This window comes from Methylocystis parvus OBBP (assembly GCF_027571405.1).
GTDB lineage: Bacteria > Pseudomonadota > Alphaproteobacteria > Rhizobiales > Beijerinckiaceae > Methylocystis > Methylocystis parva.
The window spans coordinates 207646-232052 of record NZ_CP092968.1; the positions used below are offsets into that span (position 1 = coordinate 207646).

General features: G+C 63.0%; 22 protein-coding genes. 4 read left to right on the plus strand and 18 right to left on the minus strand.

Features of this window, described 5'->3' with window-relative positions; all coding sequences use genetic code 11:
* Positions 1–8: 8 nt before the first annotated feature.
* The 6 genes from MMG94_RS01015 to MMG94_RS22070 all read right to left on the minus strand — a co-directional run bounded on the left by MMG94_RS01015 (position 9) and on the right by MMG94_RS22070 (position 4161).
* Positions 9–650 (minus strand): TadE/TadG family type IV pilus assembly protein, encoded by a 642-nt coding sequence (locus MMG94_RS01015; RefSeq protein ID WP_016921514.1) that lies wholly within the window; start codon positions 648–650, stop codon positions 9–11.
* 387 nt (positions 651–1037) lie between these two features.
* On the minus strand, positions 1038–1559 hold the full coding sequence (gene ssb / locus MMG94_RS01020) for a single-stranded DNA-binding protein (RefSeq protein WP_016921516.1): 522 nt from the start codon (positions 1557–1559) through the stop codon (positions 1038–1040).
* A gap of 161 nt (positions 1560–1720) precedes the next feature.
* Entirely contained in the window at positions 1721–2110 is a 390-nt protein-coding gene (locus MMG94_RS01025) for a VOC family protein (RefSeq protein ID WP_016921517.1), read from the minus strand.
* 30 nt (positions 2111–2140) lie between these two features.
* The gene (dctA, locus tag MMG94_RS01030; RefSeq protein ID WP_016921518.1) at positions 2141–3400 is read right to left on the minus strand and encodes a C4-dicarboxylate transporter DctA; all 1260 of its coding nucleotides are present in this window, start codon (positions 3398–3400) and stop codon (positions 2141–2143) included.
* Positions 3401–3478: 78 nt separating this feature from the next.
* On the minus strand, positions 3479–3901 hold the full coding sequence (locus tag MMG94_RS01035) for a type II toxin-antitoxin system VapC family toxin (RefSeq protein WP_016921519.1): 423 nt from the start codon (positions 3899–3901) through the stop codon (positions 3479–3481).
* Positions 3898–4161, minus strand: a complete 264-nt coding sequence (locus tag MMG94_RS22070; RefSeq protein ID WP_016921520.1) for a FitA-like ribbon-helix-helix domain-containing protein — start codon at positions 4159–4161, stop codon at positions 3898–3900. Before MMG94_RS22070 ends, MMG94_RS01035 begins: the two co-directional genes overlap by 4 nt.
* Before the next feature lie 269 nt (positions 4162–4430).
* Between MMG94_RS22070 and uvrA the strand changes: the two genes are divergently transcribed.
* Positions 4431–7532, plus strand: coding sequence for an excinuclease ABC subunit UvrA (gene uvrA / locus MMG94_RS01040; RefSeq protein WP_154420111.1), 3102 nt, complete (start codon positions 4431–4433; stop codon positions 7530–7532).
* Between the two features lie 2 nt (positions 7533–7534).
* Here uvrA and MMG94_RS01045 read toward each other — a convergent pair whose 3' ends face one another.
* The 4 genes from MMG94_RS01045 to clpS all read right to left on the minus strand — a co-directional run bounded on the left by MMG94_RS01045 (position 7535) and on the right by clpS (position 13015).
* The gene (locus MMG94_RS01045) at positions 7535–8845 is read right to left on the minus strand and encodes an O-antigen ligase family protein (RefSeq protein WP_016919000.1); all 1311 of its coding nucleotides are present in this window, start codon (positions 8843–8845) and stop codon (positions 7535–7537) included.
* The gene (locus MMG94_RS01050; RefSeq protein WP_016918999.1) at positions 8842–10008 is read right to left on the minus strand and encodes a glycosyltransferase; all 1167 of its coding nucleotides are present in this window, start codon (positions 10006–10008) and stop codon (positions 8842–8844) included. The genes MMG94_RS01045 and MMG94_RS01050 overlap by 4 nt, the downstream gene beginning before the upstream one ends.
* A 187-nt stretch (positions 10009–10195) precedes the next feature.
* Positions 10196–12634, minus strand: coding sequence for an ATP-dependent Clp protease ATP-binding subunit ClpA (clpA, locus tag MMG94_RS01055; protein WP_016918998.1), 2439 nt, complete (start codon positions 12632–12634; stop codon positions 10196–10198).
* A gap of 12 nt (positions 12635–12646) precedes the next feature.
* Positions 12647–13015: an ATP-dependent Clp protease adapter ClpS gene (gene clpS, locus MMG94_RS01060; RefSeq protein ID WP_016918997.1), complete on the minus strand. Its 369-nt coding sequence runs from the start codon at positions 13013–13015 to the stop codon at positions 12647–12649.
* 331 nt (positions 13016–13346) lie between these two features.
* On the opposite strand from clpS, the gene MMG94_RS01065 reads away from it, so the two are divergent.
* Both MMG94_RS01065 and MMG94_RS01070 read left to right on the plus strand, forming a co-directional pair.
* Positions 13347–13685: a hypothetical protein gene (locus tag MMG94_RS01065; RefSeq protein WP_016918996.1), complete on the plus strand. Its 339-nt coding sequence runs from the start codon at positions 13347–13349 to the stop codon at positions 13683–13685.
* Positions 13686–13957: 272 nt separating this feature from the next.
* Positions 13958–15460, plus strand: a complete 1503-nt coding sequence (locus MMG94_RS01070) for a DEAD/DEAH box helicase (protein ID WP_016918994.1) — start codon at positions 13958–13960, stop codon at positions 15458–15460.
* Positions 15461–15634: 174 nt separating this feature from the next.
* Here MMG94_RS01070 and MMG94_RS01075 read toward each other — a convergent pair whose 3' ends face one another.
* The 8 genes from MMG94_RS01075 to rnr form a co-directional block, all read right to left on the minus strand.
* On the minus strand, positions 15635–16066 hold the full coding sequence (locus MMG94_RS01075; RefSeq protein ID WP_016918993.1) for an HIT family protein: 432 nt from the start codon (positions 16064–16066) through the stop codon (positions 15635–15637).
* Between the two features lie 203 nt (positions 16067–16269).
* Positions 16270–16746, minus strand: a complete 477-nt coding sequence (locus MMG94_RS01080; protein ID WP_154420109.1) for a hypothetical protein — start codon at positions 16744–16746, stop codon at positions 16270–16272.
* A 34-nt stretch (positions 16747–16780) separates the two neighbouring features.
* Entirely contained in the window at positions 16781–17638 is an 858-nt protein-coding gene (locus MMG94_RS01085) for a prephenate dehydratase (protein WP_016918990.1), read from the minus strand.
* 22 nt (positions 17639–17660) lie between these two features.
* On the minus strand, positions 17661–18413 hold the full coding sequence (locus tag MMG94_RS01090; protein ID WP_016918989.1) for a 3-deoxy-manno-octulosonate cytidylyltransferase: 753 nt from the start codon (positions 18411–18413) through the stop codon (positions 17661–17663).
* 4 nt (positions 18414–18417) lie between these two features.
* The gene (locus MMG94_RS01095; RefSeq protein WP_016918988.1) at positions 18418–18822 is read right to left on the minus strand and encodes a hypothetical protein; all 405 of its coding nucleotides are present in this window, start codon (positions 18820–18822) and stop codon (positions 18418–18420) included.
* A 621-nt stretch (positions 18823–19443) separates the two neighbouring features.
* Positions 19444–19611 carry a 50S ribosomal protein L33 gene (gene rpmG / locus MMG94_RS01100; protein WP_016918986.1) on the minus strand — a complete coding sequence of 56 codons (168 nt, stop codon included), beginning with the start codon at positions 19609–19611 and terminating at the stop codon, positions 19444–19446.
* Between the two features lie 99 nt (positions 19612–19710).
* On the minus strand, positions 19711–20121 hold the full coding sequence (locus tag MMG94_RS01105) for a ribosomal maturation YjgA family protein (protein ID WP_016918985.1): 411 nt from the start codon (positions 20119–20121) through the stop codon (positions 19711–19713).
* Entirely contained in the window at positions 20118–22385 is a 2268-nt protein-coding gene (gene rnr / locus MMG94_RS01110) for a ribonuclease R (protein WP_016918984.1), read from the minus strand. Before rnr ends, MMG94_RS01105 begins: the two co-directional genes overlap by 4 nt.
* A gap of 305 nt (positions 22386–22690) precedes the next feature.
* Between rnr and MMG94_RS01115 the strand changes: the two genes are divergently transcribed.
* Positions 22691–24385 carry a TadE/TadG family type IV pilus assembly protein gene (locus MMG94_RS01115; protein ID WP_016918983.1) on the plus strand — a complete coding sequence of 565 codons (1695 nt, stop codon included), beginning with the start codon at positions 22691–22693 and terminating at the stop codon, positions 24383–24385.
* Positions 24386–24407 lie beyond the last annotated feature (22 nt).

Genomic DNA, 24407 nt, shown 5'->3' on the forward strand with positions numbered 1-24407 from the left:
GCGTCGGCTCAGCAGCCGGCATAATTGACGGGGAACGGCTCGTTCTTGAACGTGGCCGTCGAGGTCACGACGCGCGTCTTGCGGCCCTTGTAGGTCGTGTAGCTCGGGAAAACCGCGGCGGTGGTGAGGATGGGCGTCGGATAGGCCGCGCGGATGACCACGTATTTCTTGGCGCCGCCGATGCAGTAGGCGTTTTTCGAATTGTCGAGCGCGGGAGTCTTGAGGCCGTTCTTCGCAGCGTTGACGTAATTGGCGTAGGGCGTCGTCGCCGGCGCGGCGCCGCCCGTCGGCGCGTCGAAGGTCTGCACGTCCACATAGAGGTCGTTGCAGCTCATGATCGCCGGCAGTTTCGGGCACATGATCTGCGCGCGAAACTGGGCGGCGTCGAGCGGCTTGCCGGCGACCGACTGGTTTTGCACGTTGCCCGTCATGATCTCGCGGGCGGTCTGCTGGACGACCGCGTCGAGCCGCGACTGCGCGAAATTGCCGTAGCTGTATTCGAGGATCGCGATGACCAGCAGCAGGAAAGGCAGCGCAATAAAGCCGAATTCGACAGCGGCGACGCCGCGGCGGTCGTGAATGAAATCGGCGCAATTCTCCGCTTTCGCGGGGGCGTCCCGTAAAGAGGATTCGTTAACGCGTTCGATCATTTCTTGCTCTCGCTCAGGGGCTGGGAGCACGGCCTCGCTCGGCGCGCTCCCTGGAATTTCCTGCGGTTCCGGGTCTTTCCGGGGCCGCTTCTGAGGCGAGAGAGTGTTAGCGTTTCCTTAACGATTCCTTGTTCCGATCTTCGAATCTTTCAGACAATTGCAACTAGTTTTGATCGAACTGCCCTTAACGTTAAATCTGGCGGTAGGAGACGCCCGAAATTTCGGGGAATTTTCGCGTCTCCACGGCGCGAAATTCACAGAGCGAAAATTGCGGGGAGAGACGCAAAGACGCTTCGACCACGCATGAGCGAGAAACAAAAACGCCGCCGCTTGCGCGACGGCGTTGCGCGCCCCACGGAATTCGACGCCTTTACAGCCGGGAATTCATCAGAACGGAATGTCGTCGTCGAGCTGATCCGACAGACGGCCGCCGCTCGCGGCCGGGGCGGGGCCACGTTCGGCCGGCGCGCGCTCCATGGGCGAGGAGCGGCCGAATGAGCCGGCGCCGCCGCTCTGATAGCCGCCGCCTTCGTAAGCCCCTTCGCCGCGGCCGCCGCCCTTGCTGTCGAGCAGGGTCAGCTCGCCGCGAAAGCGCGGGATGACGACATCGGTCGCCTTGCGCTGATTGCCGTCCTTGTCAGTATATTCGCGGGTCTGAAGCTGCCCCTCGAGATAGATCTTCGCGCCCTTGCGGCAATATTGCTCCGCGATCTTGCCTAGCGCCTCGTTGAAGACCGAGACATTGTGCCATTCCGTGCGCTCGCGACGCTCGCCCGTAGCCTTGTCGCGCCACGTATCCGAGGTCGCGACGGAGAAGGAGACGACGCGGTCGCCCGACGGAAAGGTCCGCACTTCCGGATCGCGGCCCAGATTGCCGACCAGAATGACCTTGTTGACGCTACCCGCCATGTCTCTCTCCACTCAATCGATGCGGGGCACTCTAACGCCATCGCGACGTAGGATGACGCTCCGGATGGGCTTGTCCACAGATGATGCGGGCGCAGCCGGGCTTATGTTCCATTTTTGTTCTAGCATCCCGCGCGGGCCGACGCAAGCGGCGCCGGCGCGTCTCAAGCCGGGTCGTGGCAGCAGACGCAGAGCTTGGCGCCGTCCGGATCGCGGAAATAGGCGCCGTAATAATCGGGATGATAGTGCGGCCGCAGGCCGGGCGGGCCCTCGCACCGCCCGCCATGTTCCAGGGCGAGGGCGTGGCAGGCGTCAACAGTGGCTCTGTCCCGAGCGAGGAACGCCGTCATCTGGCCGTTGCCGGGCGCCGGGGCGCCTTCGAAGGGGGCGCCGATCAGGAATAAAGGCCTATCCGAGGCCGTCGCCCTCCAGCCCGCCCAGGGGCGTTCGCGCTCAATGAATTTCAACTCGGCGCCCAGCCGCGCCATGAGTGGCGCGTAAAAGGCGAGCGCGCGTTCAAAATCGCCGACCCCAATGAATATGTGCGAGAACATGATTGCTCCGTTCGACCTGATCGCCTTGCGTTACGACGGCGCAAGGACGGCTTTCAGCTTCTCCCGATCGAGTTCGCCCTCCCATGCCGAGACGACGATCGTCGCGACGCCATTGCCGATGAAATTGGTGAGGGCGCGGCATTCGCTCATGAATTTGTCGATGCCGAGCACGAAGGACATGCCGGGCGCGAGCGCCGGATCGACGGCGGTGAGCGTCGCGGCGAGCGTGATGAAGCCGGCGCCGGAGACGCCGCTCGCGCCCTTGGAGGTGAGCATGGCGACGACGAGGATCGTCGCCTGATGCGCGACGTCGAGCTCCGCGCCCATGGCGCGGGCGATGAAGAGCGTCGTCAGCGTCATATAGATATTCGTGCCGTCGAGATTGAAGCTGTAACCGGTCGGCACGACGAGGCCGACGACGGATTTCGAGCAGCCGAGGCGCTGGAGCTTCTCCATCAAGGCTGGCAGGGCGCTTTCGGACGAAGACGTGCCGAGCACGATAAGCAGCTCATCTTTGAGATAGGCGAGAAAACGCAGGATATTGAAGCCTGTCGCCGCCGCGATGGAGCCGAGCACGATGACGACGAACAGCGCCGAGGTGAGATAGAAGGCGCCGATCAGCCCGCCGAGCGAGAGAAGCGCCGTCGAGCCGTATTTCCCAACCGTATAAGCCATGGCGCCGAAAGCGCCGATGGGCGCGGCCTTCATCACGATGCCGATGAGGGCGAACATGGCGTGGCCCGCTTCCTCGACCCATTGCCGCATCGGCCGGCCGCGTTCTCCCATGCCGAGCAGCGCGAAGCCGAACAGCAGGGAGAAGAGCAGCACCTGCAGAATGTCGCCCTTGGCGAAGGCGCCGACGGCGCTGTCCGGGATGATGTCGAGCAGGAAATCGACGCCGCTGCGATGCGCGGCGGCCTCTGCATATTTGGCGATGGCCGCTGCGTCCGCCCTACCGGCGAAATCGCCGCCGGGCTTCAGAATGTTGCCGACGAGCAGGCCGATGGCGAGCGCGAAGGTCGAGACGATCTCGAAATAAATGAGAGCCTTGACGCCGACGCGCCCGACCTTTTTGGCGTCCTCTATATGAGCGACGCCGGAGACCACCGTGCAGAAGATGATTGGCGCGATGGCCATTTTGATGAGCTTCACGAAACCGTCGCCCAGCGCCTTCACCCAATCGGCGGCGGCGATATGCGGCGCGAGCCAGCCGAAAAGCGCGCCGAGCGCGATGGCTGCGAGCACCTGGACATAGAGGAGGCGGTGGAGAGGCGCGCGCGTTTTGGTCATGTCTACGCTGGTAGCCCCGGCTCAGCCTTTGGCGCAACCGCTACTTTCCGGGGAGATCGCTCGAAGGAGCAGCCGCGGCTAATTTGCTTCGAACGGATTGACAATCGGCAGATCGAGACCGGCGAAGTCGTCGACATTGCGTGATGCAATCGTCATGGCGTGCGCAGTGGCGATGCTCGCGATCATTCCATCCATCACGGCAAGCGGTCGTCCAGCCGTCTGGCGCTTGGCGCGAAGCGACGCAAAAGCATGCGCCGCGCGCTGGTCGAAGGCCAATATCCGCCCGGCGAAAATATCGTCCTCGATAATGTCGCAGGCCTTCGTCAGCGCGGCCTTCTTTCGCCCCTCCGCCAAGAGGGCCAAGCCGTAACGCAGCTCCGCGATGACGGGCGTTGCAATGTAAAAGTCAGTCTCGGCATAAGAATCCAGCCAGCGGCGCGCCTTGGCGTCGCCATCCGGCTTCATCATCTCGGAGATGACGTTGGTGTCTAGGAGGATCATTCGAAATCCGGCGCAGGCCGTTCGGATCGGTCTCGCGGCCGGATGAAGTCGTCGGTCCAATCCTCGGAGGCCACCAAGCCTTTCAGTCGCGTTCCGAGCCCTCCGGTCTCTCGCGAACTCTCGGTTCGTTGCGATTGCGACAAAGCGCGCTCAAGCAACAGTTTCACCTCGCTCGACAGGCTTCGCCTGTGGCCATGCGCCAAATCTTCGATTCGACGCTTCATTTCGGGAGGGATATTGCGGAGAAGGATGTCGGACATGGAACGCCTTTGGTTGATATCGATGATATCACTTCTCGCCGGCTCGGCAAGGCGATATATATTTCAATATGATATGGAGTATATCGATTGGCGTGCGCGCGCAATTGTGTAGATCCTGTCTTTCCTGGGGAAGGGTGAAAACGCCCGCCATTTCTGCAATGCAGCAAGTGGCTTTTGGTCCCGGCAACGCCTAGATTAGCCGCTCCCGTCCCATCACCAGCCTTCGGCACATGGCGAGCAGCACAAAGAAATCCGCGCAAGCGTTGGAAATGGCGTTCGACGCCAAAAGAGCGGCCGGCGACAAAACCATCTCCATCCGCGGCGCGCGCGAGCACAATCTCAAAAATGTCGATCTGACGATCCCGCGCGACAAATTCGTCGTGTTCACGGGGCTCTCCGGCTCGGGCAAGTCGTCGCTCGCCTTCGACACGATCTACGCCGAGGGGCAGCGGCGCTATGTCGAATCGCTCTCGGCCTATGCCCGTCAGTTTCTGGAGATGATGCAGAAGCCGGACGTCGATCAGATCGACGGGCTCTCGCCGGCCATCTCCATCGAGCAGAAGACGACATCCAAAAACCCGCGCTCGACCGTTGGCACGGTGACGGAGATCCACGATTATATGCGCCTGCTCTGGGCGCGCGTGGGCACGCCCTATTCGCCGGCGACCGGCCTGCCGATCGAGAGCCAGACGGTTTCGCAGATGGTCGACCGCGTGCTGGCGCTGCCCGAGGGCTCGCGCCTCTATTTGCTCGCGCCCGTCGTGCGCGGCCGTAAGGGCGAGTACAAGAAAGAGATCGCGGAATTCACGCGGCGCGGCTTTCAGCGCCTGAAGATCGACGGGACCTATTACGAGATCGCCGACGCGCCCGCGCTCGACAAGAAACTGAAGCACGATATCGACGTGGTCGTGGACCGCATCGTCGCGCGCAAGGATATTTCATCGCGTCTCGCCGACAGTCTGGAGACCGCGTTGGAGCTGTCAGGCGGGTTGGCCGTCGTGGAATTCGCTGACTCCCCCTCTCCCCGCTTGCGGGGAGAGGGTCGGGGTGAGGGGCAAGCCGCCATGACGTTGCTCGCCCCTCACCCCAGCCCTCTCCCCGCAAGCGGGGAGAGGGAGAAGGGGAAACGGCAGTCCGAGCAAGGCGGCCGACTGCCGATTGCCGACCTGCCGACCGCCGCCGCAAATGTCTCCACCCATTACGCGCCCGGCCACATCGTCTTCTCCTCGAAATTCGCCTGTCCCGTTTCCGGCTTCACCATCCCGGAAATCGAACCGCGTCTTTTCTCCTTCAACAATCCCTTCGGCGCCTGTCCGACCTGCGGCGGCATTGGCTGCGAGCAGAAAGTCGACGCTGATCTCGTTGTGCCGAATCCCAAGGCGACCCTGCGCAAGGGCGCCGTCGCGCCCTGGGCGAAGTCGTCCTCGCCTTATTACATGCAGACGCTCGAAGCGCTGGGCCGGCACTACAAGTTTAGGCTCGATACGCCATGGGAGGAATTGCCGGAGAAAGCGCGAAACGTCATTCTCTTCGGCTCGGGCAAGGAGGAGATCAAATTCTCCTATGAAGACGGCTTCCGCGCCTATGACGTGAAGAAGCCTTTCGAAGGCGTCGTCATCAATCTCGAACGCCGTTATCTGGAAACGGACAGCGAATGGGCGCGCGAGGAGATCGGGCGATATATGTCGGCGACGCCGTGCCTCGCCTGCGAAGGCTTCCGTCTCAAGCCAGAAGCGCTGGCCGTGAAAATTTCGGGCAAGCATATTGGCGAAGTGTCGGAGCTCTCCGTGCGCGCGGCGCTGGAGTGGTTCTCGAAACTGCCGGGCGAACTCGACAAGAAGAAGAACGAGATCGCTTATCGCATTCTGAAAGAGATACGCGAGCGTCTCACCTTCCTCGTCGACGTCGGCCTTGACTACCTCACGCTCTCGCGCAATTCCGGCACGCTTTCGGGCGGCGAAAGCCAGCGCATTCGTCTCGCGTCCCAGATCGGCTCGGGCCTCACGGGCGTTCTCTACGTACTGGACGAACCGTCCATCGGCCTGCATCAGCGCGACAATGATCGTCTCCTCGATACGCTGCGGCGCCTGCGCAATCTCGGCAACAGCGTCATCGTCGTCGAGCATGACGAGGATGCGATCCTCGCGGCGGATTACGTCGTGGATGTCGGTCCCGGCGCCGGCATTCATGGCGGCAGGATCGTCGCGCAGGGCGCGCCGCAGGAGATCATGGACAATCCCGCGTCGCTCACCGGGCAATATCTCACCGGCGAGAAGCAGGTGATCCTGCGCCATAAGTTGCGCAAGCCGACGGCCGGACGCTGGCTCAAGCTCTCCGGCGCGCGCGGCAACAACCTAAAAAACGTCGATGCGCAGATTCCGCTTGGTCTCTTCACCGCGGTGACGGGCGTCTCCGGCGGCGGCAAGTCGACGCTCGTCATCGAGACGCTCTACAAGGCGTTGGCGCGGCGCCTGAACAACGCCCATGAAGTGCCCGCGCCTTTCGACAAGCTCGAAGGGCTGGAGCATATCGACAAGATCATCGATATCGACCAGTCGCCGATCGGGCGCACGCCGCGCTCGAATCCGGCGACCTATACCGGCGCTTTCACGCCGATCCGCGAATGGTTCGCGGGCCTGCCCGAGGCGAAGGCGCGCGGCTATGCGCCGGGGCGCTTCTCCTTCAATGTGAAGGGCGGGCGCTGCGAGGCCTGTCAGGGCGACGGCGTCATCAAGATCGAGATGCACTTCCTGCCCGACGTTTATGTCACCTGCGACGTCTGCAAGGGCAAACGCTACGACCGCGAAACGCTGGAAGTGAAATATCGCGAGAAGTCCATCGCCGACGTGCTCGACATGACGGTCGAGGAGGCGGCGACGCTGTTCAAGGCCGTGCCCGCCATTCGCGACAAGATGGAGACCTTAAAGCGCGTCGGCCTCGATTACATCCATGTCGGCCAGCAGGCGACGACGCTCTCAGGCGGCGAGGCGCAGCGCGTGAAGCTCGCAAAGGAATTGTCGCGCCGCTCGACGGGCCGCACGCTCTACATTCTTGACGAGCCGACGACGGGCCTGCATTTCCACGATGTCGCGAAGCTGCTCGAAGTGCTGCACGAGCTTGTGGAGCAGGGCAACAGCGTCGTCGTGATCGAGCATAATCTCGAAGTCATCAAGACAGCGGACTGGATCATCGATATGGGCCCCGAGGGCGGCGATGGCGGCGGCGAGATCGTCGCATTGGGACCGCCGGCCGACATTGTGAAAGAGAAGCGCAGCCATACGGGCCGCTATCTCGCCGAGGCGATGGCGCGGCGGCCGCCCATAACTGAGAAAGCTCTTCCGGAGCGGAAGAAGGCTGTTCGAGCAAAATAAGGTTAGAACGGCGCGGGACTTTTCCTTCTCTCCGCAAGCGGGGTGAGGGGGCCGCCCGAACTGAGAGTCGGCCTTCCCTGATCGACCCATCGCTGTCTCAACGCCTCGAGGCCCCACACGGCGCCGATCATGAAGAAGACGAAGCGCCAGTGATCAATGTCGATCTGGAAGCCTTGCAGGAAGAGGCCGATTGACGGCGGCACGACGGCTTGCGACAGGCGTTGCGCGGGCGAGGGCGTGAACATGAGACGAAGGCCGACAAAGACCGTCACGCCGATCAGCAGAACGAAAAGAAAGCCGCCGAGCCAGCCATTATTGGCGAAAGCGCCGACATAGGAATTATGCGGCTCGAGATCGAAAACGAGGCGGAAACGCAGCGGCCCGAAGCCCATGAAGCGGTCGAGCAGCATGGGTATGGAGCGTAGCTGATTGCCGAAGCGGCCCGTCGAGCCTTCGTCGTAATCCTGCGTGGCGGCGGTGCGCTGATTGAAGAATTCGCGCGTCTCGGGCAGGGACAGCAGCACCGCGACGACGACGGCGACCATCGCAAGGGCCCCGAGCGCGGCGATGACGATGCGCCGCTTCATCTTGCGGTTGGTCGAGGTCGTATAGACCGACGCCGCCATCAGGCCAAAGCCGATCACGGTCGCGCCATAGGAGCCGCGCGAAAAGGACAGGAACATGCCGAGAAAGACGATGAGCAGCGCCGCCCCTGTCAGCAGCATGCTCTTCGCGCGCCCGAGCATGAGGCTGTGCGCGAGATAGACGATCGGCAGCACGAGGAATGAGCCGAGCACATTCGGGTCCTTGAAGGTGCCCGAGGCGCGGCCGGCGTGAAGAAAGACGCCTTCGCCAAGTCCTGCGACGTTGAGATAGCCGAGAATGCCGGCGACGGATGCGACGAGCGATCCCGTGACATAGGCCTTGAGGCATAGCTCGACGCGATGCGTCGTGCGATTGCCCATGAACAGCGCATAGAACAGCGCCGTCAGCACCAGATAGGCGGATTGATATTGGTAGAGCGACGAGTCCGGGCTGTCCCAATAGGGAATGAGCGCCAGGAACCCCATTATGTTGAAGGCGAGGATGAGAAAGGCGAAGACGAGAAAGCTGCGATTGACCGAGAAGCCGCCAAAAAACCACAAGGGCATGGCGATCAGCGAGGCGAAGTCATAAGGCGAGGGCTCGATAATGGCGATCGCGCCCATCGAGACGAAGAGAAAGACGGCGGCGTCGACGAGGCGCTGGTAATTGAAGACGAGCCCTGTTTGCGCATTCTGCGCGGCTGCGGCGCTGGAAAAAGCCTGCGTCATGACGTTGCGGCCCGCGCCATGAGCGCGGCGCGATAGCCGTCGATCACATCGCCCGCCATTTTCGACACGGAGAAGCGCGACGCGACATGGTCGGCGAGCGTCTGCGCATCATGCGCCCGCTTTTCCTGCGGCTCCGCGAGCAGGCGCTCCAGCGCGTCGGCGAGAATGACGGGATCGTCCGGTTCGATCAGCCGGTCGGCGTAAGGCCCGAAAATTTCGGCCATGCCGCCGACATTGGTGGCGACGAGCGGGATCTGCGCGCTCGCGGCCTCGAGCACGATATAGGGAAGCGACTCGAAGCGGCTCGGCACGATCATGGCCTTGCCGAGCGCGAAGGCGTCGCGCGCGCGCAGGGGCGTCCCGAAATTCATCTGCGCCGCGACTCCCGCCAGCGCGGCGCGCGCCTCGAGCTGATCGCGATCCGCTCCGTCGCCGATAAGCTGGACGCTCGGAGACACGCCGCGCTGTTTCAGGAGTGAAACGGCGTCGATGAGCGTGTCGATCCCCTTCGCATCGCGAAACTCGCCGACATAGAGCAGGTCGGCGGCGTCCGGACGCGGCGCGACCGGCGCGAATTCGCCCTCCGAAATGCCATTGGGAATGATGCGCGCCAGTCCCTTGGGCTTGCCGACGAAAGCCTCGAAGCGACCCGCGATGTAGGCGCTTTCGAAGAGCAGCGCGTCCGTGCGCGCGGCGAGCAGCGCCTCCATCATCATGAAGACCCGGTGGCTCAGCGAGCCCGGCTCGTAATTCAGGCTGCCGCCATGCGGCGTGTAGATGCGCACCGGGCCGCGCCGACCGGCGAAGAGCCCGGTCATGCGCGCATACACGCCGCCCTTTGAGCCGTGGCCGTGAACGACATCGGGCCTTAGCGCGGCGATCCGCCGGCTGACCGAGATCAGGGCCGAAAAGTCCGACGGGTGCGGAAGCCGGTGAATGGGCAGTCGCTCGAGACCGAGCGCGAGATGCGGCGTCAGGGCGGCGAATTGCGCTTCGGCCATCTCGCCCCCGGCGAGCGAGTCCGCGATGATCCCAACCTTGTGGCCGCGCGCGATCTGTTCGCGCGTGAGATCCATGACATGCCGGAAAAGGCCGCCGACAGGCGCGCGGAGCACATGCACGATTCGCAGCGGCGCGTCTGAGATTTCGGCGGATTGCAGCACCAGGTTGTCCCTTGTTCCTCTGCCGAATCAGGCGCCGCAGAGCAGAGTCGAGCCGTTCTATCTCACGCTGAGAGTAAAAAGATTTTGGTTAACAATGAATGAGCGGCGTCCGCCGGGCGGACGCCGCTCCTGGAGTTTTATTCGTGCGCTCAACCGTCTAGCGCGACCGTAGGAGCCGCGACCTGTGTCAGTTGCGCACGGGGGCCGGTTTCGCGTCGGCCTCCGGGACGCCGCCGGGCTCGTCGCTGGCGGACTCGGCGGCTTCTTCCGCGCTCGCGCGCTTCTTGCCGGCCTCGATGATGTCGCGCTCCGGACGCGGCAGGACGGGACCTTCCGGGAAGACGAAGCCAAGCTTCTTCTCGCCCTTGTCGTCGCCGACCACGACCACGCGCACGGCCCCGCCATTCTTCAGCCGGCCGAACAGAACCTCGTCGGCGAGCGGCGTCTTGATGTGCTGGTGGATGACCCGCGACATTGGACGAGCGCCCATCGACTCGTCATAGCCATGCTCGACCAGCCAGCTCCGCGCCTCGTCCGAGAGCTCGATCGTGACGTTGCGGTCGGCGAGCTGCGCCTCGAGCTGCATGACGAATTTGTCCACGACGCGCTTGATGACGTCCACCGGCAGATGGCCGAAGGGCACGATCGCGTCGAGACGATTGCGGAATTCCGGCGCGAAGAGGCGGTTGATCGCCTCGCTGTCGTCGAGATCCGCGCGGGTGCGGGTGAAGCCGATCGGCGTGCGGGCGAGATCCTGCGCGCCCGCATTGGTCGTCATGATGAGAATGACGTTGCGGAAGTCGATGGTCTTGCCGTTATGGTCGGTGAGCTTGCCGTGATCCATGACCTGCAACAGGATGTTGTAGAGGTCGGGATGCGCCTTCTCGATCTCGTCCAGCAGCAGGACGCAGTGGGGATGCTGGTCGATCGAGTCGGTCAGGAGGCCGCCCTGATCGAAGCCGACATAGCCGGGAGGCGCGCCGATGAGCCGGCTCACCGTGTGGCGCTCCATATATTCCGACATGTCGAAGCGCACGAGTTCGATGCCGAGCGAGGTCGCGAGCTGGCGCGCCGCCTCCGTCTTGCCGACGCCGGTGGGGCCAGAGAAGAGATAGCAGCCGATCGGCTTTTCGGGATCGCGCAGGCCGGCGCGGGCGAGCTTGATCGCCGAGGTGAGCGCCGAAATCGCCTTGTCCTGGCCGTAGACGACGCGGCGCAGGGTCTCGTCGAGATGGGCGAGAACTTCGGCGTCGTCCTTGGATACGGTCTTCGCCGGAATGCGCGCCATGGTGGAGATCGTCGCCTCGATCTCCTTGAGGCCGATCGTCTTCTTGCGCTTGTTCTCGGCGACCAGCATTTGCGCGGCGCCCGTTTCGTCGATCACGTCGATCGCTTTGTCGGGAAGCTTACGGTCGTGAATGTAACGCGCCGACAATTCCACCGCCGCCTTGAGGGCGTCGTTGGTGTAGCGGATCTTGTGGAACTCCTCGAAATAAGGCTTCAGCCCCTTGATGATCTCGATCGCGTCCGGGATCGACGGCTCATTGACGTCGATCTTCTGGAAGCGTCGGACGAGGGCGCGGTCCTTCTCGAAATATTGGCGGTACTCCTTATAGGTCGTCGACCCGATGCAGCGCAGCGCGCCCTGGGCGAGGGCCGGCTTCAGAAGGTTCGAGGCGTCCATCGCGCCGCCCGAGGTGGCGCCGGCGCCGATCACGGTGTGGATTTCGTCAATGAAGAGAATCGCGTTTTTGTGATTCTCAATCTCCTTGACCACCTGCTTCAGGCGCTCTTCGAAATCGCCGCGGTAACGCGTGCCGGCGAGCAGCGAGCCCATGTCCAGCGCGTAGACGGTCGCGCCGATCAGCACGTCCGGCACCTCGCCCTGCGTGATCTTGCGCGCGAGTCCTTCGGCGATCGCCGTCTTGCCCACGCCGGGGTCGCCGACGAGCAACGGATTGTTCTTGTGGCGGCGGCAGAGGACCTGAATGGTGCGCAGCACCTCCGCCTCGCGGCCGATCAGCGGATCGATGCGGCCGTCACGCGCCTTCTTGTTCAGGTTGACGCAATAGGCCTCGAGCGCGCCCTCTTTCTTGCGGCTCTCCCCGTCGCGGGCGTCGCGGCCCTCGGCGCGGTCGCCATCCTCCTCGACGCCGCGCGGCGCGCGCGTCTGGTCGGAGAGGCCGGGGCGCTTGGCGATGCCGTGGCTGATATAATTCACGGCGTCGTAGCGCGTCATGTCCTGTTCCTGCAGGAAGTAGACGGCGTGGCTCTCGCGCTCGGCGAAGAGCGCGACCAGCACGTTCGCGCCGCTGACGTCCTCCCGGCCGGACGACTGCACGCTGATGATGGCCCGCTGCACGACGCGCTGGAAGCCGGCGGTCGGCTTGCACTCATCGGCGTCCTCATTGACGAGATTGTCGAGTTCGCGGTCGATGTAGTCGCGCAAATTCTTGGCCAGAAGGTCGAGATCGACCGAACAGGCCCGCAGCACGGCCGAGGCGTCCGCATCCTCGATCAGGCTCAGCAGCAGATGTTCGAGGGTTGCGTATTCATGGTGACGCTCGCGCGCGGAGGCGAGGGCCCGGTCCAAAGTCTGTTTAAGATTGCGCGAGAACGTCGGCATTCGCTGCGACCCCTATTTCTTCTCCATGATGCATTGCAGAGGATGCTGGTGCTTCCTCGCGAAATCCATCACTTGGGTGACCTTGGTTTCGGCGACTTCATATGTGTAGACCCCGCATTCGCCGACGCCATGATTGTGGACATGCAGCATGATGCGTGTGGCTTCCTCGACAGATTTGTTGAAATACTTACGCAACACGATCACCACGAACTCTTGGGTGGTGTAATCGTCGTTCAGCAACAGGACGCGATACATATTCGGGCGACGGGTCTGTTGCCGCGTTCGCGTAATCAGCGCGGTGCCCGACCCCGGGCCGCCGTCGCCGGACTTCTTCGGCTCCTTGCCGGCCCGCAGGGGCGCCCGGAGCGGGTCGTGCGCCAACCCACGGACTTCCTCTTCGGAACAGACCGGAACTGCCTGTGCAAGCGCAAATTTGGATTTGATCGATGTCAACGCCGCCACGTTCGTCCCGTCCTTCGGTCCTTTCCATGTAGGTCCCGTGAAATGTTCTTTCAGGGGCGCATGGAGCAATTTCTTTGCCGCGGCCGCCAGCGCATCAGAAAAATGCGTCGAAGCGACTCGTCCAGTGTTCTGCGTCGCGAACGGCTTGGCAAGAGCCTAGCCGCCCGGCTGGTCAAGCAAACGCTGACATGAACCAGATATTTACCATATTGCGATAGAGAAGGGGCGGTAACCGATAGGCGCCCCTCAAATGTCCAATCTCGACGACGATCGCACGCCGCCCCGTACGAACCCATCGGGGCCGGTCTGGAGTCTCGCGGCCTTCTCCGCCGCCGTCTTCCTGTGCAGCGTGCTCGGGGCGAAGCTGCTCTCCAAGATGGTCGAGCGCGACGATTTGATCGAAACGGCCTTCGACCGCACGATGGACGGCCTGGCCAGGCGCGCCGCGTCGCAGCAGCCAACCCAGGTTTATTCCGTGGTGCGCAGCGTCGGAGTCGACGGCATGACAACCTCGACCATCCCGATCCGGGGTCCCGCGCCGGTTTCGCCCTGCGGGGAGGAAAAAGGACAGAACAAGCCGAAGAAATAGGCCGACGCGGGCGAAATGGCGCCCGAGCGCCCGTTTTGCGGTGAGAAATGCCAGAAAACGCCTGAGCAGCCTCGCAATTCCATTGACATTTGCCTATTTGTTCTTCATGCATGCCGCCGTGGCTTTCGCACCCGCCCCTTTGCGGCGACGGAAGGCGAGCCGGACCGTCTTCGCGGCGACGACGGCGATTTTTCTCAGCAAATCTTGCGCGCTTCTCGATCGGCAGGCGCGCATCGCCATCCCGCGTCCGACAGCCGTAACCAGGATAATTGATGACATTCGACGAATTGGGCCTTTCGGAAAAGGTTCTCGCGGCCGTAAAGGCGGCCGGCTACGTTAATCCGACGCCCATCCAGGCCCAGGCCATTCCCCCAGCGCTGCAAGGCAGGGACATTCTGGGCATCGCGCAGACAGGCACCGGCAAGACTGCGGCCTTCACCCTCCCGATGCTGAGCCGCCTCGAACAGGGCCGCGCTCGCGCCAGGGTTCCCAGGACCCTCATTCTCGAGCCCACCCGCGAATTGGCGGCGCAGGTCGAGGAAAGCTTCGCCAAATATGGCGTCAACCACAAACTGAACGTCGCGCTTCTTATCGGCGGCGTCTCATTCGGCGATCAGGAAGCCAAGATCATGCGCGGCGCGGACGTGCTGATCGCCACGCCGGGCCGGCTTCTCGACTTCTTCGACCGCGGCAAGCTTCTGCTCACCGGCATCGAGATCCTCGTCATCGACGAAGCCGACCGCATGCTCGACATGGGCTTCATTCCCGACATCGAGCGCGTCTGCAAGCTCGTCCCCTTCACCCGGCAGACGCTCTTCTTCTCGGCGACCATGCCGCCGGAGATCACCCGGCTCACCGAGGCCTTCCTCCATAATCCCGTCCGCATCGAGGTCGCCCGCGCCGCCACCACGGCTTCGACCATCCGTCAGGCGCTCGTCGCCTCGCATGGCCACGCCGACAAGCGCGAGACGCTGCGCAACCTCATTCGCGACGCCGAGAATCTCAAGAACGCGATCATCTTCTGCAACCGCAAGCGCGACGTGGCGATCCTCCATCGTTCGCTCCAGAAGCACGGCTTCTCGGCCGGGGCGCTGCATGGCGACATGGACCAGCTCGCGCGCATGGCCTCGCTCGACGCCTTCAAAAATGGCGACGTGAATCTGCTCGTCTGTTCGGACGTCGCCGCGCGCGGCCTCGACATTCCGGACGTTAGCCACGTCTATAATTTCGATGTGCCGACCCATAGCGAGGACTATGTCCACCGTATCGGCCGCACGGGCCGCGCCGGGCGCTCGGGCGTCGCGCTGACGATCGTCACCGAAGACGACATGAAATATGTCGATCAGATCCAGAGCCTGATCGGCAAGGCGATCGATTGGGAAGGCCCGGGCTTCGACGCCTTGCCGCCGCCCATGGAAACCACCCGGCCGCATGAGCATCGCCGTGGCGGTCGCGGCGAGCGGGGCAGCCGTCGCGAGCGCGGCGGCGAACGCGCGACGCGCAGGCCGGAGCGGGGCGAGCGCGTCGAGCGCAGAACCGAGCGGGTGGAGCAGGTCGAGGCCGAAGGTCCCGTGGCGATGGGTCGTCCGGCGCATTCGCCGCGTCGCCCTGACGCCGAGCCGGCGCGCAGCCGTCCCGTGGATGACCGCCGAGATCGCCGCTCCCGCCGGCATCACGAGGATGACGGCCCGCCGGTCATCGGACTCGGCGACCACGTCCCGTCCTTCCTGCTGCGGCCCGTGGTGCTGCGGCCGGCGAAGGTGGCCGAGGAGTAGAGCGTCTCCCGCCCTCATCCGACCCTCGCTCATGCGAGGGCCACCTTCTCCCGTAAACGGGAGAAGGAATCGCGCTTCCAAATTCGTGATCTACAATCTTCGGGTTCTTCCTTCTCCCGCTCGCGGGAGAAGGGGGCCCTGCGTCAGCAGGGGTCGGATGAGGGCCTGCTCCCCTCATCCCGCAAACGGCGTCATGACAGCCCGGATTTTCTCTGCCTGCTCGGCGAGCCTGGCGTCGTCCGCCATGGTTCCCGGCGGACGCAGCGGCACGCCTTCCCAGCGCGGCAGAAGATGGAAATGCAGGTGGTAGATCACCTGGCCGCCGGCGCTTTCGTTGAACTGGTGCAAAGTGAGGCCATCCGCGACGAAGGCTTTTTCCAGCGCCTTGGCGACGTGCTGCACGCGCTTGATCAATTCGCCGAGCGTCGCCGTGGAGACGTCCAGCAGATTGCGGGCGCTCTCCTTGGGGATGACGAGCACATGGCCTTCGGCGCGCGGCATGATGTCCATGATGGCGAGCGCGACATCGTCCTCATAGATCTTGTGCGAAGGGATTTCGCTACGCAGAATTTTCCCGAAGATGTTGTTCGGATCATAGGCCGGCATGGCGTTTCCTCGCTGCGCAAGTGCTGTTTCTCGCTGGCCGTTCCGACAGGCGCGGCTCCTTGCGAGAAGCGGCGAAGGTCGCGCGGCCGGCTCGCTGGGAAGAGAGCCTGTGGTCGCGCAAAGAAGGCGCGCAAAGAAAGCAGTGGCTCTTGCTTTGAGTCAATCCCGTCACAACGCCGCAGCGCAGCAGCCCAAGCTCGCGCTCAGACGGGGAGAGGACCGCCTTCATGCGCCGCACAACGGGCGATAAGCGCCGCTGGAATGGAAAGCGCGGTCGCGAACAAGACAATCGGCCAGAAGCTTTCCCCCTTTGCGACCAACCAGACGGCGCCCGCGCAAAGGTTGCCCAGAAAGGTCGCGCCGCAAGTGGAAAGCGGCGTGGGCCTTTTCAGGAGCAAAGCGAGAAAGCCGTAAATGACCCCGCAGGCGAGGGCGGAGACGCCGCTAACCCAATAGCCCCCAAAAGCAGTGACCAGCGGGAAGTAAAAGAGCAGTTGCAGGTTAGGAAAGGTTAGCAGCTCGCGCCAGGGCGTGAGGTGCAGGAGCCAGGCGTCATAAAGCGCTCCGAATATCGCCCCTCCGACAGGCGGACCAATGATGACGAAGCTTGTCACAAGCGCCAGATAGCGGCGCCACATTGGCGCGATCGGCCTTTCAGAGAAGCGACGCGAGAGCTTCACGCCGACTCGTCAATAAAAGGTTTGTTTAATCCGGTTAGTCGAAGCCGCGAATATTCGTGATCCGGAATTCCGCCGCCGGATAGACGCCGAGAATCTCCACTTCCTTCGAGAAGAAGGCGAGTTCCTCCATCGCCCGCGCGACATTGGGCTGTTCGGGATGGCCGTCGACATCCACGAGAAAGCGCGTCGCGGCGAATTCGCCATCGACCATGTAGCTCTCGAGCTTCGTCATATTCACGCCGTTCGTCGCGAAGCCGCCCAGCGCCTTGTATAGCGCGGCCGGCACGTTCCGCACGCGGAAGATGAAAGTGGTCATCGTCTGGCCGCTGTCGACCCGCGCCCACTGGCTCGTCTTGGAGAGCACGACGAAGCGAGTCGTATTATGGGCCTCGTCCTCCACATTCTCCGCCAATACGTCCAGCCCGTATATGTCGGCGGCGAGACGGGGCGCCAGCGCCGCCTTGGTCGGATCGTTCCACTCCGCGATTTCGCGCGCCGCGCCGGCCGTGTCGCCCGCCGTATGCGCCGCAAGTCCGAGATCGCGGATCACGCGGCGGCATTGGCCGAGCGCATGAACATGGCTGTAAACGGCGCGCAACCCTTCGCGCGTCGCGCCCTTTGGCGCCATCAAATGAAAATGGATCGGCAGAAAATATTCGCCGACGATATGCAGGCCGGAATGCGGCAGGAAATGATGAATGTCCGCGACGCGGCCCGCGATCGAGTTTTCGATCGGTATCATGCCGAGCATCGCGCGGCCCTCGGTGACGGCCGCGAAGGCGTCCTCGAAGCTCGCGCAGGGCAGGGGCGTCAAAGCAGGATAAGCGTCGCGGCAGGCGATGTCGGAATTCGCGCCGGGCTCGCCTTGATAGGCGATGAATTGCTGTGTCACTGTTTTAGGCCCGATGGCTTCACTAGGGCGTCGCATGCCCGATGGCGGCGCGGAGCGCCGCGAGATCGCGCTCCGTATCTACCGACGGGCCGGCTTTGTCCAGCACGGCCGCGTCAATACGCATTCCGGCCTCCATCGCCCGGAGCTGCTCCAGCCGCTCGCGCAGCTCGAGCGGGGACGGGGGAAGTGAGGCGTAGCGCTCGAAGCTCGCCCGCCGATAGGCGTAAACGCCGATATGCTTATAGAGCGGTCCCTCTCCCCACGGCGCCCGGGCGCGGGTGAAGTAAAGCGCGCGCAGGCGCTTGGGCGCGATCCTGGTCGCGACGAGCTTCACGGCGTTGGGATCGTCCGCCTCTTCCGGTTGAGCCGGAGTCGCGAGCGTGCCGATGTCGACTGCGGGGTCTTCCAGCAGTTTCAAGGCGGCGGCGAGCGCCTCGCCCGGTAAAAAGGGCGTGTCGCCCTGAAGATTGACGACAGCGTCGTGGCGGCCTTCCGGGTCCAGGCTGCGGAGCGCCTCCCCGATGCGGTCGCTGCCGCAAATATGCGCCGCGGTCGTCGCGACCACGTCCCCGCCGGCGGCCCGGACGACGCCGGCGATTTCCTCAGAATCGGTCGCAACCGCCACGGGCCCGAGACCGGCGGCGACCGCGCGCGACCAGACATGAAGGATCATCGGGCGCCCGCCGATCTCAGCCAGCGCTTTGCCGGGCAGCCGGGTCGAGCCCAGCCGCGCCGGAATCACGATGATGGGGGCGCGGGGCCCGGCGGCCGTCAACGGCTCAGTAGACGTTGTTGTCTTCGGCCATCCAGCCTTTTTCGGTCTTGACGAAATGCAGCGTCCCTTCGCTGGTGTGAACCTCGCTCTTGGCGAAAGTGCGATCTTCGTCAATGCCGAGGAAGGCGCATTTGCCGCGCTCCTTCTCCTCGCGGCACTTGGCCTCGAAGCCTTCGGGGAACTGGATTTCGGCTTCGTACATAAGTTCGTAGGCGCTGACCTTTTCGCGATCGACTTCGCGGGCGTTGACCTTCTTGAAAGAAACGATCTTCGCGTCGACGCCGTTCTTCTCCAGAATATTGCGCAAAACCTTCGCGCCTGTCGCATCGCCGGGCTGGTGAGCGCCGCAGCCGGTCAAAGCGATTGCGGCCGCGAGCCCGACGAACAGGCGCAGATGACGAATATTCATTTATTTCCTCCGAAGCGTGCGCGTCGACGTGCGCATTTTTGCGTCTCTTTAGCGGAAAAGCGCCCGGCCGTCGCGGGAATTCACTTTTGCTATGACGTCATTGTGAAAAAACATATCAGATAGTTGCAATTTTGTGCAGCCGGGGTAACTTGGTGCCCGCCAAATGAATTGCGTGTCAGGCGGCGTCGAAGGGGCTGGAAAAGCGCCACGGCGGAATCAAGCGTTCGATGCGTAACGGCAGAACTCGAATACCCTGCGGAGTGCTCAGGTCCGCCGCATCTCCTGGGTCCGTGGGGTTGGCCGGCTGATAGTGGTTGGAGTGGCCTCCTTGAAGCCATTGTCAGCCGGCCGCCTTCGTCTGAGGACGAAGCGCGCGCCGGACAGGCGCAGCGATAAAGCGAAACTCCCCTCATCCGACCCCGCTTCGGCGGGCCTCCTTCTCGCGGAGAAGGAGAAGGAACCGCGCCTCATTTGACCGATATCGAGGATTCTTTCTTCTTCCGCAGGCGGGAGAAGGTAGGCCCACGCGTCGACGAGGGTCGGATGAGGGCTTGGCCCAGAACAAAAAGGCTCCGCAAAGCGGAGCCTTTTTTCAAACCAACCATTAAAGAGCTGTCGCTCTTACTTGATCTTGGTTTCCTTGAACTCGACGTGCTTGCGCACGACCGGGTCGTATTTCTTGAAGGCGAGCTTTTCGGTCTTGGTGCGCGCGTTCTTCTTGGTGACGTAAAAATAGCCCGTGTCCGCCGTGGACAGGAGCTTGATCTTGATCATGGCGGACTTGGCCATCGCACTCGTTCCGGTTCGATTGAGAATAGAAAATCGTCCCCGCCACAGCGAGCGGCGGGCGACGAATTGGCGCGCACCATACGTGCGGGGAGCCGGATGTCAAGGCTGGGCCGCCGGTTTTGCGGTTTCCGCGCAGAGCAAGGCGTCGATACGGGCGCCGAGTCCGATCCCGAATAGATAAGCTACGATATTCCAAAGGGAAAAATGCCGGCCGAGCAATAGCGCGCCCGCTGTCGTCCTTCGGAAATCGTCAAGCCAGGGGGTGTGGTGGAGCCGCGAGAGTTCGACGACGACGGCGATGGCGCTCGCAATCAGGGCGATTCTCGTAATGGCGCCGCTTTTCGGGAACAATGCGACGAGGAAATAGACCATCGTCCCCCACAGCAGCGATCCGCCATATTTCCAGGCGAAAAAGGGCGCGCCGAGATCGAGCGACCAGCGGCGCAACGCAAGGCCCGAAGCGATGATGATCAGGCAGGCGGCGGCGCGGCGCCGGAAGCGCGCGCTCACCTTTTCGATTTCCGCCCGCCGCGCGGCCCCGGTTTGAACGATTTCGGGTTTCTCGGCGGCGTGCGCCGCTCGCCGCCGCCCACGACCTCGAAGCGCAGCGCGCCGGCGATGGGGGCGGCCTCGACGAGGCGTACTTCTATTATGTCGGCGAGACGGTAGCTCATGCCGGAGCGCGAGGTGAGCGAATGGCTCGCCTCGTCATAGGAGTAATATTCGCGCCCCAGCGTCGCGGCGGGCACGAAGCCGTCGGCGCCCGTTTCGATCAGCTTGACGAAGAGCCCGGATCGCGTGACGCCCGAAATGCGCGCGCCGAAACGCGCGCCGATCTGGTCCGCGAGATGATGCGCGATGAGGCGATCCACCGTCTCGCGCTCGGCCGCCATGGCGCGGCGTTCGGCGGCGGAGATGCGGGCGGCGATTTCCGCGAGTTCGCCGACCGGCATTTCCGGCATCGCGCCTTCGCCGAGCTTCAGGGCGCGAATGAGCGCGCGATGCACGATGAGATCGGCGTAGCGTCGGATGGGCGACGTGAAATGCGCATAGCGGCGCAGATTCAGGCCGAAATGGCCGTAATTCTCATGCGTGTATTCGGCCTGGGCCTGCGTGCGCAGAATGATCTCGTTGACGATGTTCTCATGCTCCATGCCCTTCACGCGTTCCAGGATTGCGTTGAAATTGGCGGGCTTGAGCACCTGTCCCTTGGCGAGCTTGACGCCGATCGTGCCGAGGAATTCGGAGAGCGCCGTCACCTTTTCTTTCGACGGTTCGTCATGCGCGCGATAGATGAGCTGCTGGCGATGCTCCTCCAATGTCTCGGCTGCGGCGACATTGGCGAGGATCATGAACTCTTCGATGAGGCGATGCGCTTCGAGACGCGGCGGAATGACGACGCGATCGAAAGCGCCGTCGGTTTTGAGGAGAATTTTCCGCTCCGGCAGATCGAGGTCGAGCGGCGCGCGCAGGCTTCGCGCATGTTGCAGCGCTTCATGCGCGGCGTAGAGCGGCCGCAGAACGTTCTCCAAGAGCGGCTTCGTCTTCTCATCCGGCGTGCCGTCGATGGCGGCCTGCGCTTGGCTGTAGGAGAGCTTCGCGCGCGAGCGCATCATCACGCGATGGAAGCTGTGGCCGATCTTCTTGCCCCTGGCGGTGACGCGCATGCGCACCGCGAGCGCGGGGCGATCTTCGGCTTCGCGCAGCGAGCAAAGATCGTTCGAGATGCGCTCGGGCAGCATCGGCACGACGCGGTCGGGAAAGTAGACGGAGTTGCCGCGCTCCAGCGCGTCCTTATCCAAAGGCGCGCGCGGCTTCACATAATAGGCGACGTCCGCGATGGCGACGGTGAGGACGAAACCGCCGTCATTGTCCGCCGATTTGTCCGGCTCCGCATGCACGGCGTCGTCGTGATCCTTGGCGTCCGGCGGATCGATGGTGACGAGCGGCAAGTCGCGCCAATCCTCGCGGCCTTGCATCGTCGCGGGCCTGGCGCCTTCGGCTTCCGCAATCGCTTCGGCGCGGAAGGCGTCGGGAATGTCATGCGCGCGTAGCGCGATGAGGCTCACCGCCCTTTCGTTTTCGACGGAGCCGAGCGTCTCGCGGACGCGGGCGCGAGACGCGCCGAAGCGCGTCTTGCCGACGAGATCGACCGAGACGAGGTCGCCGTCCTTGCCCTCGCCAATGTCAGCCGCGGCGACCATGAGTTCGCGTCCCGCCTGCTTCTTGTCGATCGGAACGATGCGGCCATTGCCGCTCAGTTCGATCTTCAGCACGCCGAGCGCGCGATGGCGCGCGCGCGACAGAAGCTTGATGACGCGGCCGACATAAGGCGGCTCGCCTTCGCCGGCGTCGCGATCCGGTTCGGCGCGCACAAGGGCGCGGTCGCCGAGGCCGGGCAGGGGTTCGCCAGCTCTGGCGCGGCGCGGCGCGCGGATCAGAATGCGCGGGGCGGGGCCGAGTTCGTCTTCGTCCCATTCGACCGGCGTTGCGATGAGTTCGCCGTCTCGGTCGCGCGAGGCGATGTCGACGAGGGTCACGGGGGGCAGCGCGCCCTTCTGATTGACGCGCTTGCCGCGCTTCTCGATCGCGCCTTCGTCGGCGAGCGACGAGAGCAGCTTCTTCAACGCGACGCGATCCTCGCCTTTGAGGCCGAAGGCGCGCGCAATTTCGCGCAGGCCGATCTTCGTTGCGCGTCCGGCTTCGCGCTCGCGCGCCAGAAAAGCCAAAACATCTTCGCGGGTGGGCGGCTGCGGGGTTTTCTTCGTCGACAAGGTCTCTCTCAAAACGCCGGCGTCTCTTCTCCGGCCCGATCCATTCTCTATTCAGCATAACGCATGGCGGATCGCTACGCTATTTCCGGTTGCGTCAATGCCGACAGCCGCGGCGACCTATGCTTTCGGTTGCAATTTGACTGAATTTTGTGAAGCCGCAGCATAGGCGATTAAGGTTCACGCCGATTAACCGGCTTTCTGAGATTTCGATTGGAAAATGTGTAAGAAGTAGCCCCTAGCTTGTCCCCGAGGTCAGGAGAACTCTCGTGCGATGCGAGGGATTCTACTTAGTTTTGGGGGATAAAATGGCTTCCACCGTCAACTCGCGCAGATTCGTCAAGCGCAATTTCATTTCAGACGAAGGCGGTAATACTTTTATGATTTTCGGGCTCGCATTCGTGCCGGTCATGTTCATGATGGGCGCTGCGACGGATTATACGCGCCTCGCCATCTCGCACGCCGAGCTGCAGCAGGGAACGGACTCCGCCGTGCTCGCCGCCGCTTCCAAAATGACCAGCAATACGACCGTCGACCAGGCGACGAAGCAGGTGCAGGTGCTCCTGAACGCCAACCGCCAGCTTGCCAGCGCGACGATCACCGGCGTCACGATCAGCGCCGACAAGCAGACGCTCTGCGCCTCTTCGCAATTGACGATTCCGAACGCCTTCATGCAGATGGCGCATATTGCGAACATGACGTCGGGCACGACCGCCTGCGCCAATCTCGCGGGCGGCGTCGATCCCAACGCGACCTATGAAATCGCGCTGGTCCTCGATAATTCGGGCTCGATGTCGTCGAGCGCCGGTGGCGTCAGCAAGATGCAGGCCTTGCAGAGTGCGGCGACGAGCTTCGTGAAGACGATGTTTTCCAAGTCTCAAAATGTGAAGTTCTCGATCACGCCCTTCGCGGCGGGGGTCGTCGCACTCGATCCGACGGTCGCGGCCAACCGGACGCTGTCATGGATCGACACCACCGGGGCGAATTCGCAGCACTGGGTTGCTTTCGGCGGCAAGACGAAAGCGACCGCCGCGGGCTTCACCAGCCGCTTCGATATCTATACAAAGCTCAAGGCGATCAAATCGTCCTGGGATTGGCAGGGCTGCCTCGAGCAGCCGAAATATCCGAACAACGTCAATGACGTCGCTCCGAGCTCGAGCGATGCGGAGACCTTGTTTGTTCCCTATCTGGAGTCGGACGAGCCCGACAGCAACTATTCGAACAGCTATCTGACCGACAATCCCAGCAGCAGCAGCATTTGCAGCGATACGGCGAGCGGCGATTGGAATAAGCTGACGCACACCTGCAAATACAAAGCGACGTCGAAATCTGGAAGCGGCGATCCCAACAAATATTGTCCCGATCCCTCGACGCAAACGCTGATGCAGCTCACAGCGACGCAGAAAACGGTGACAAACAAGATCTCCGCGCTGGTGGAAGCCGGAAACACCAATCTGCATGAAGGCTTCATGTGGGGTTGGCGCACGATTTCGCCCAACGCGCCCTTCGCCGCCGGCCGGCCGTATTCGACCGCCGCGAATCGCAAGATCATGGTGTTCATGACGGACGGCTTCAACAATTGGGCCAGTCAGACCAATACTGTGACGGGATCGACCTATCAGGCGCTGGGCTATTACAGCTATAATGGAACTAAAAACGATCGCTTCCCCGACGGCTCGAAGGGCGACGGCGTCAACTATCAGAACAAGCTGAAGGCCGCCGCCAACAGTCGCACGGACTATCACGACGACTCGCGCGACATGCAGGACGAATTGACGCGCGAGGCTTGCGCCAACGCCAAGGCGGCGGGCGTAGAGATATTCACGATCGGCTTCTCGACGAAGGGCGATCCGATCGACGCGCAGGGCCTTGCCTTGCTGCAGAGCTGCGCGACCAATACCGATCACTACTTCAAGGCGGAGAACGCCGATCAGCTCAACACGGCCTTCTCGTCCATCGGCATCGGTCTCGGCAAGCTGCGCCTCGTCCAACCGATAAATTAGGTGATGCTGTCGCAATAAACCG

Coding starts and splice junctions, on each gene's coding strand:
- MMG94_RS01075 (WP_016918993.1), bottom strand. CDS start 16,066: ATGCCGGCCTATGATCCGAACAACATCTTCGGGAAAATTCTGCGTAGC.
- MMG94_RS01115 (WP_016918983.1), top strand. CDS start 22,691: ATGGCTTCCACCGTCAACTCGCGCAGATTCGTCAAGCGCAATTTCATT.
- ssb (WP_016921516.1), bottom strand. CDS start 1,559: ATGGCGGGTAGCGTCAACAAGGTCATTCTGGTCGGCAATCTGGGCCGC.
- dctA (WP_016921518.1), bottom strand. CDS start 3,400: ATGACCAAAACGCGCGCGCCTCTCCACCGCCTCCTCTATGTCCAGGTG.
- MMG94_RS01015 (WP_016921514.1), bottom strand. CDS start 650: ATGATCGAACGCGTTAACGAATCCTCTTTACGGGACGCCCCCGCGAAA.
- MMG94_RS01045 (WP_016919000.1), bottom strand. CDS start 8,845: ATGACGCAGGCTTTTTCCAGCGCCGCAGCCGCGCAGAATGCGCAAACA.
- MMG94_RS22070 (WP_016921520.1), bottom strand. CDS start 4,161: ATGTCCGACATCCTTCTCCGCAATATCCCTCCCGAAATGAAGCGTCGA.
- uvrA (WP_154420111.1), top strand. CDS start 4,431: ATGGCGTTCGACGCCAAAAGAGCGGCCGGCGACAAAACCATCTCCATC.
- MMG94_RS01070 (WP_016918994.1), top strand. CDS start 13,958: ATGACATTCGACGAATTGGGCCTTTCGGAAAAGGTTCTCGCGGCCGTA.
- MMG94_RS01035 (WP_016921519.1), bottom strand. CDS start 3,901: ATGATCCTCCTAGACACCAACGTCATCTCCGAGATGATGAAGCCGGAT.
- rpmG (WP_016918986.1), bottom strand. CDS start 19,611: ATGGCCAAGTCCGCCATGATCAAGATCAAGCTCCTGTCCACGGCGGAC.
- MMG94_RS01025 (WP_016921517.1), bottom strand. CDS start 2,110: ATGTTCTCGCACATATTCATTGGGGTCGGCGATTTTGAACGCGCGCTC.
- MMG94_RS01065 (WP_016918996.1), top strand. CDS start 13,347: ATGTCCAATCTCGACGACGATCGCACGCCGCCCCGTACGAACCCATCG.
- MMG94_RS01095 (WP_016918988.1), bottom strand. CDS start 18,822: ATGAATATTCGTCATCTGCGCCTGTTCGTCGGGCTCGCGGCCGCAATC.
- clpA (WP_016918998.1), bottom strand. CDS start 12,634: ATGCCGACGTTCTCGCGCAATCTTAAACAGACTTTGGACCGGGCCCTC.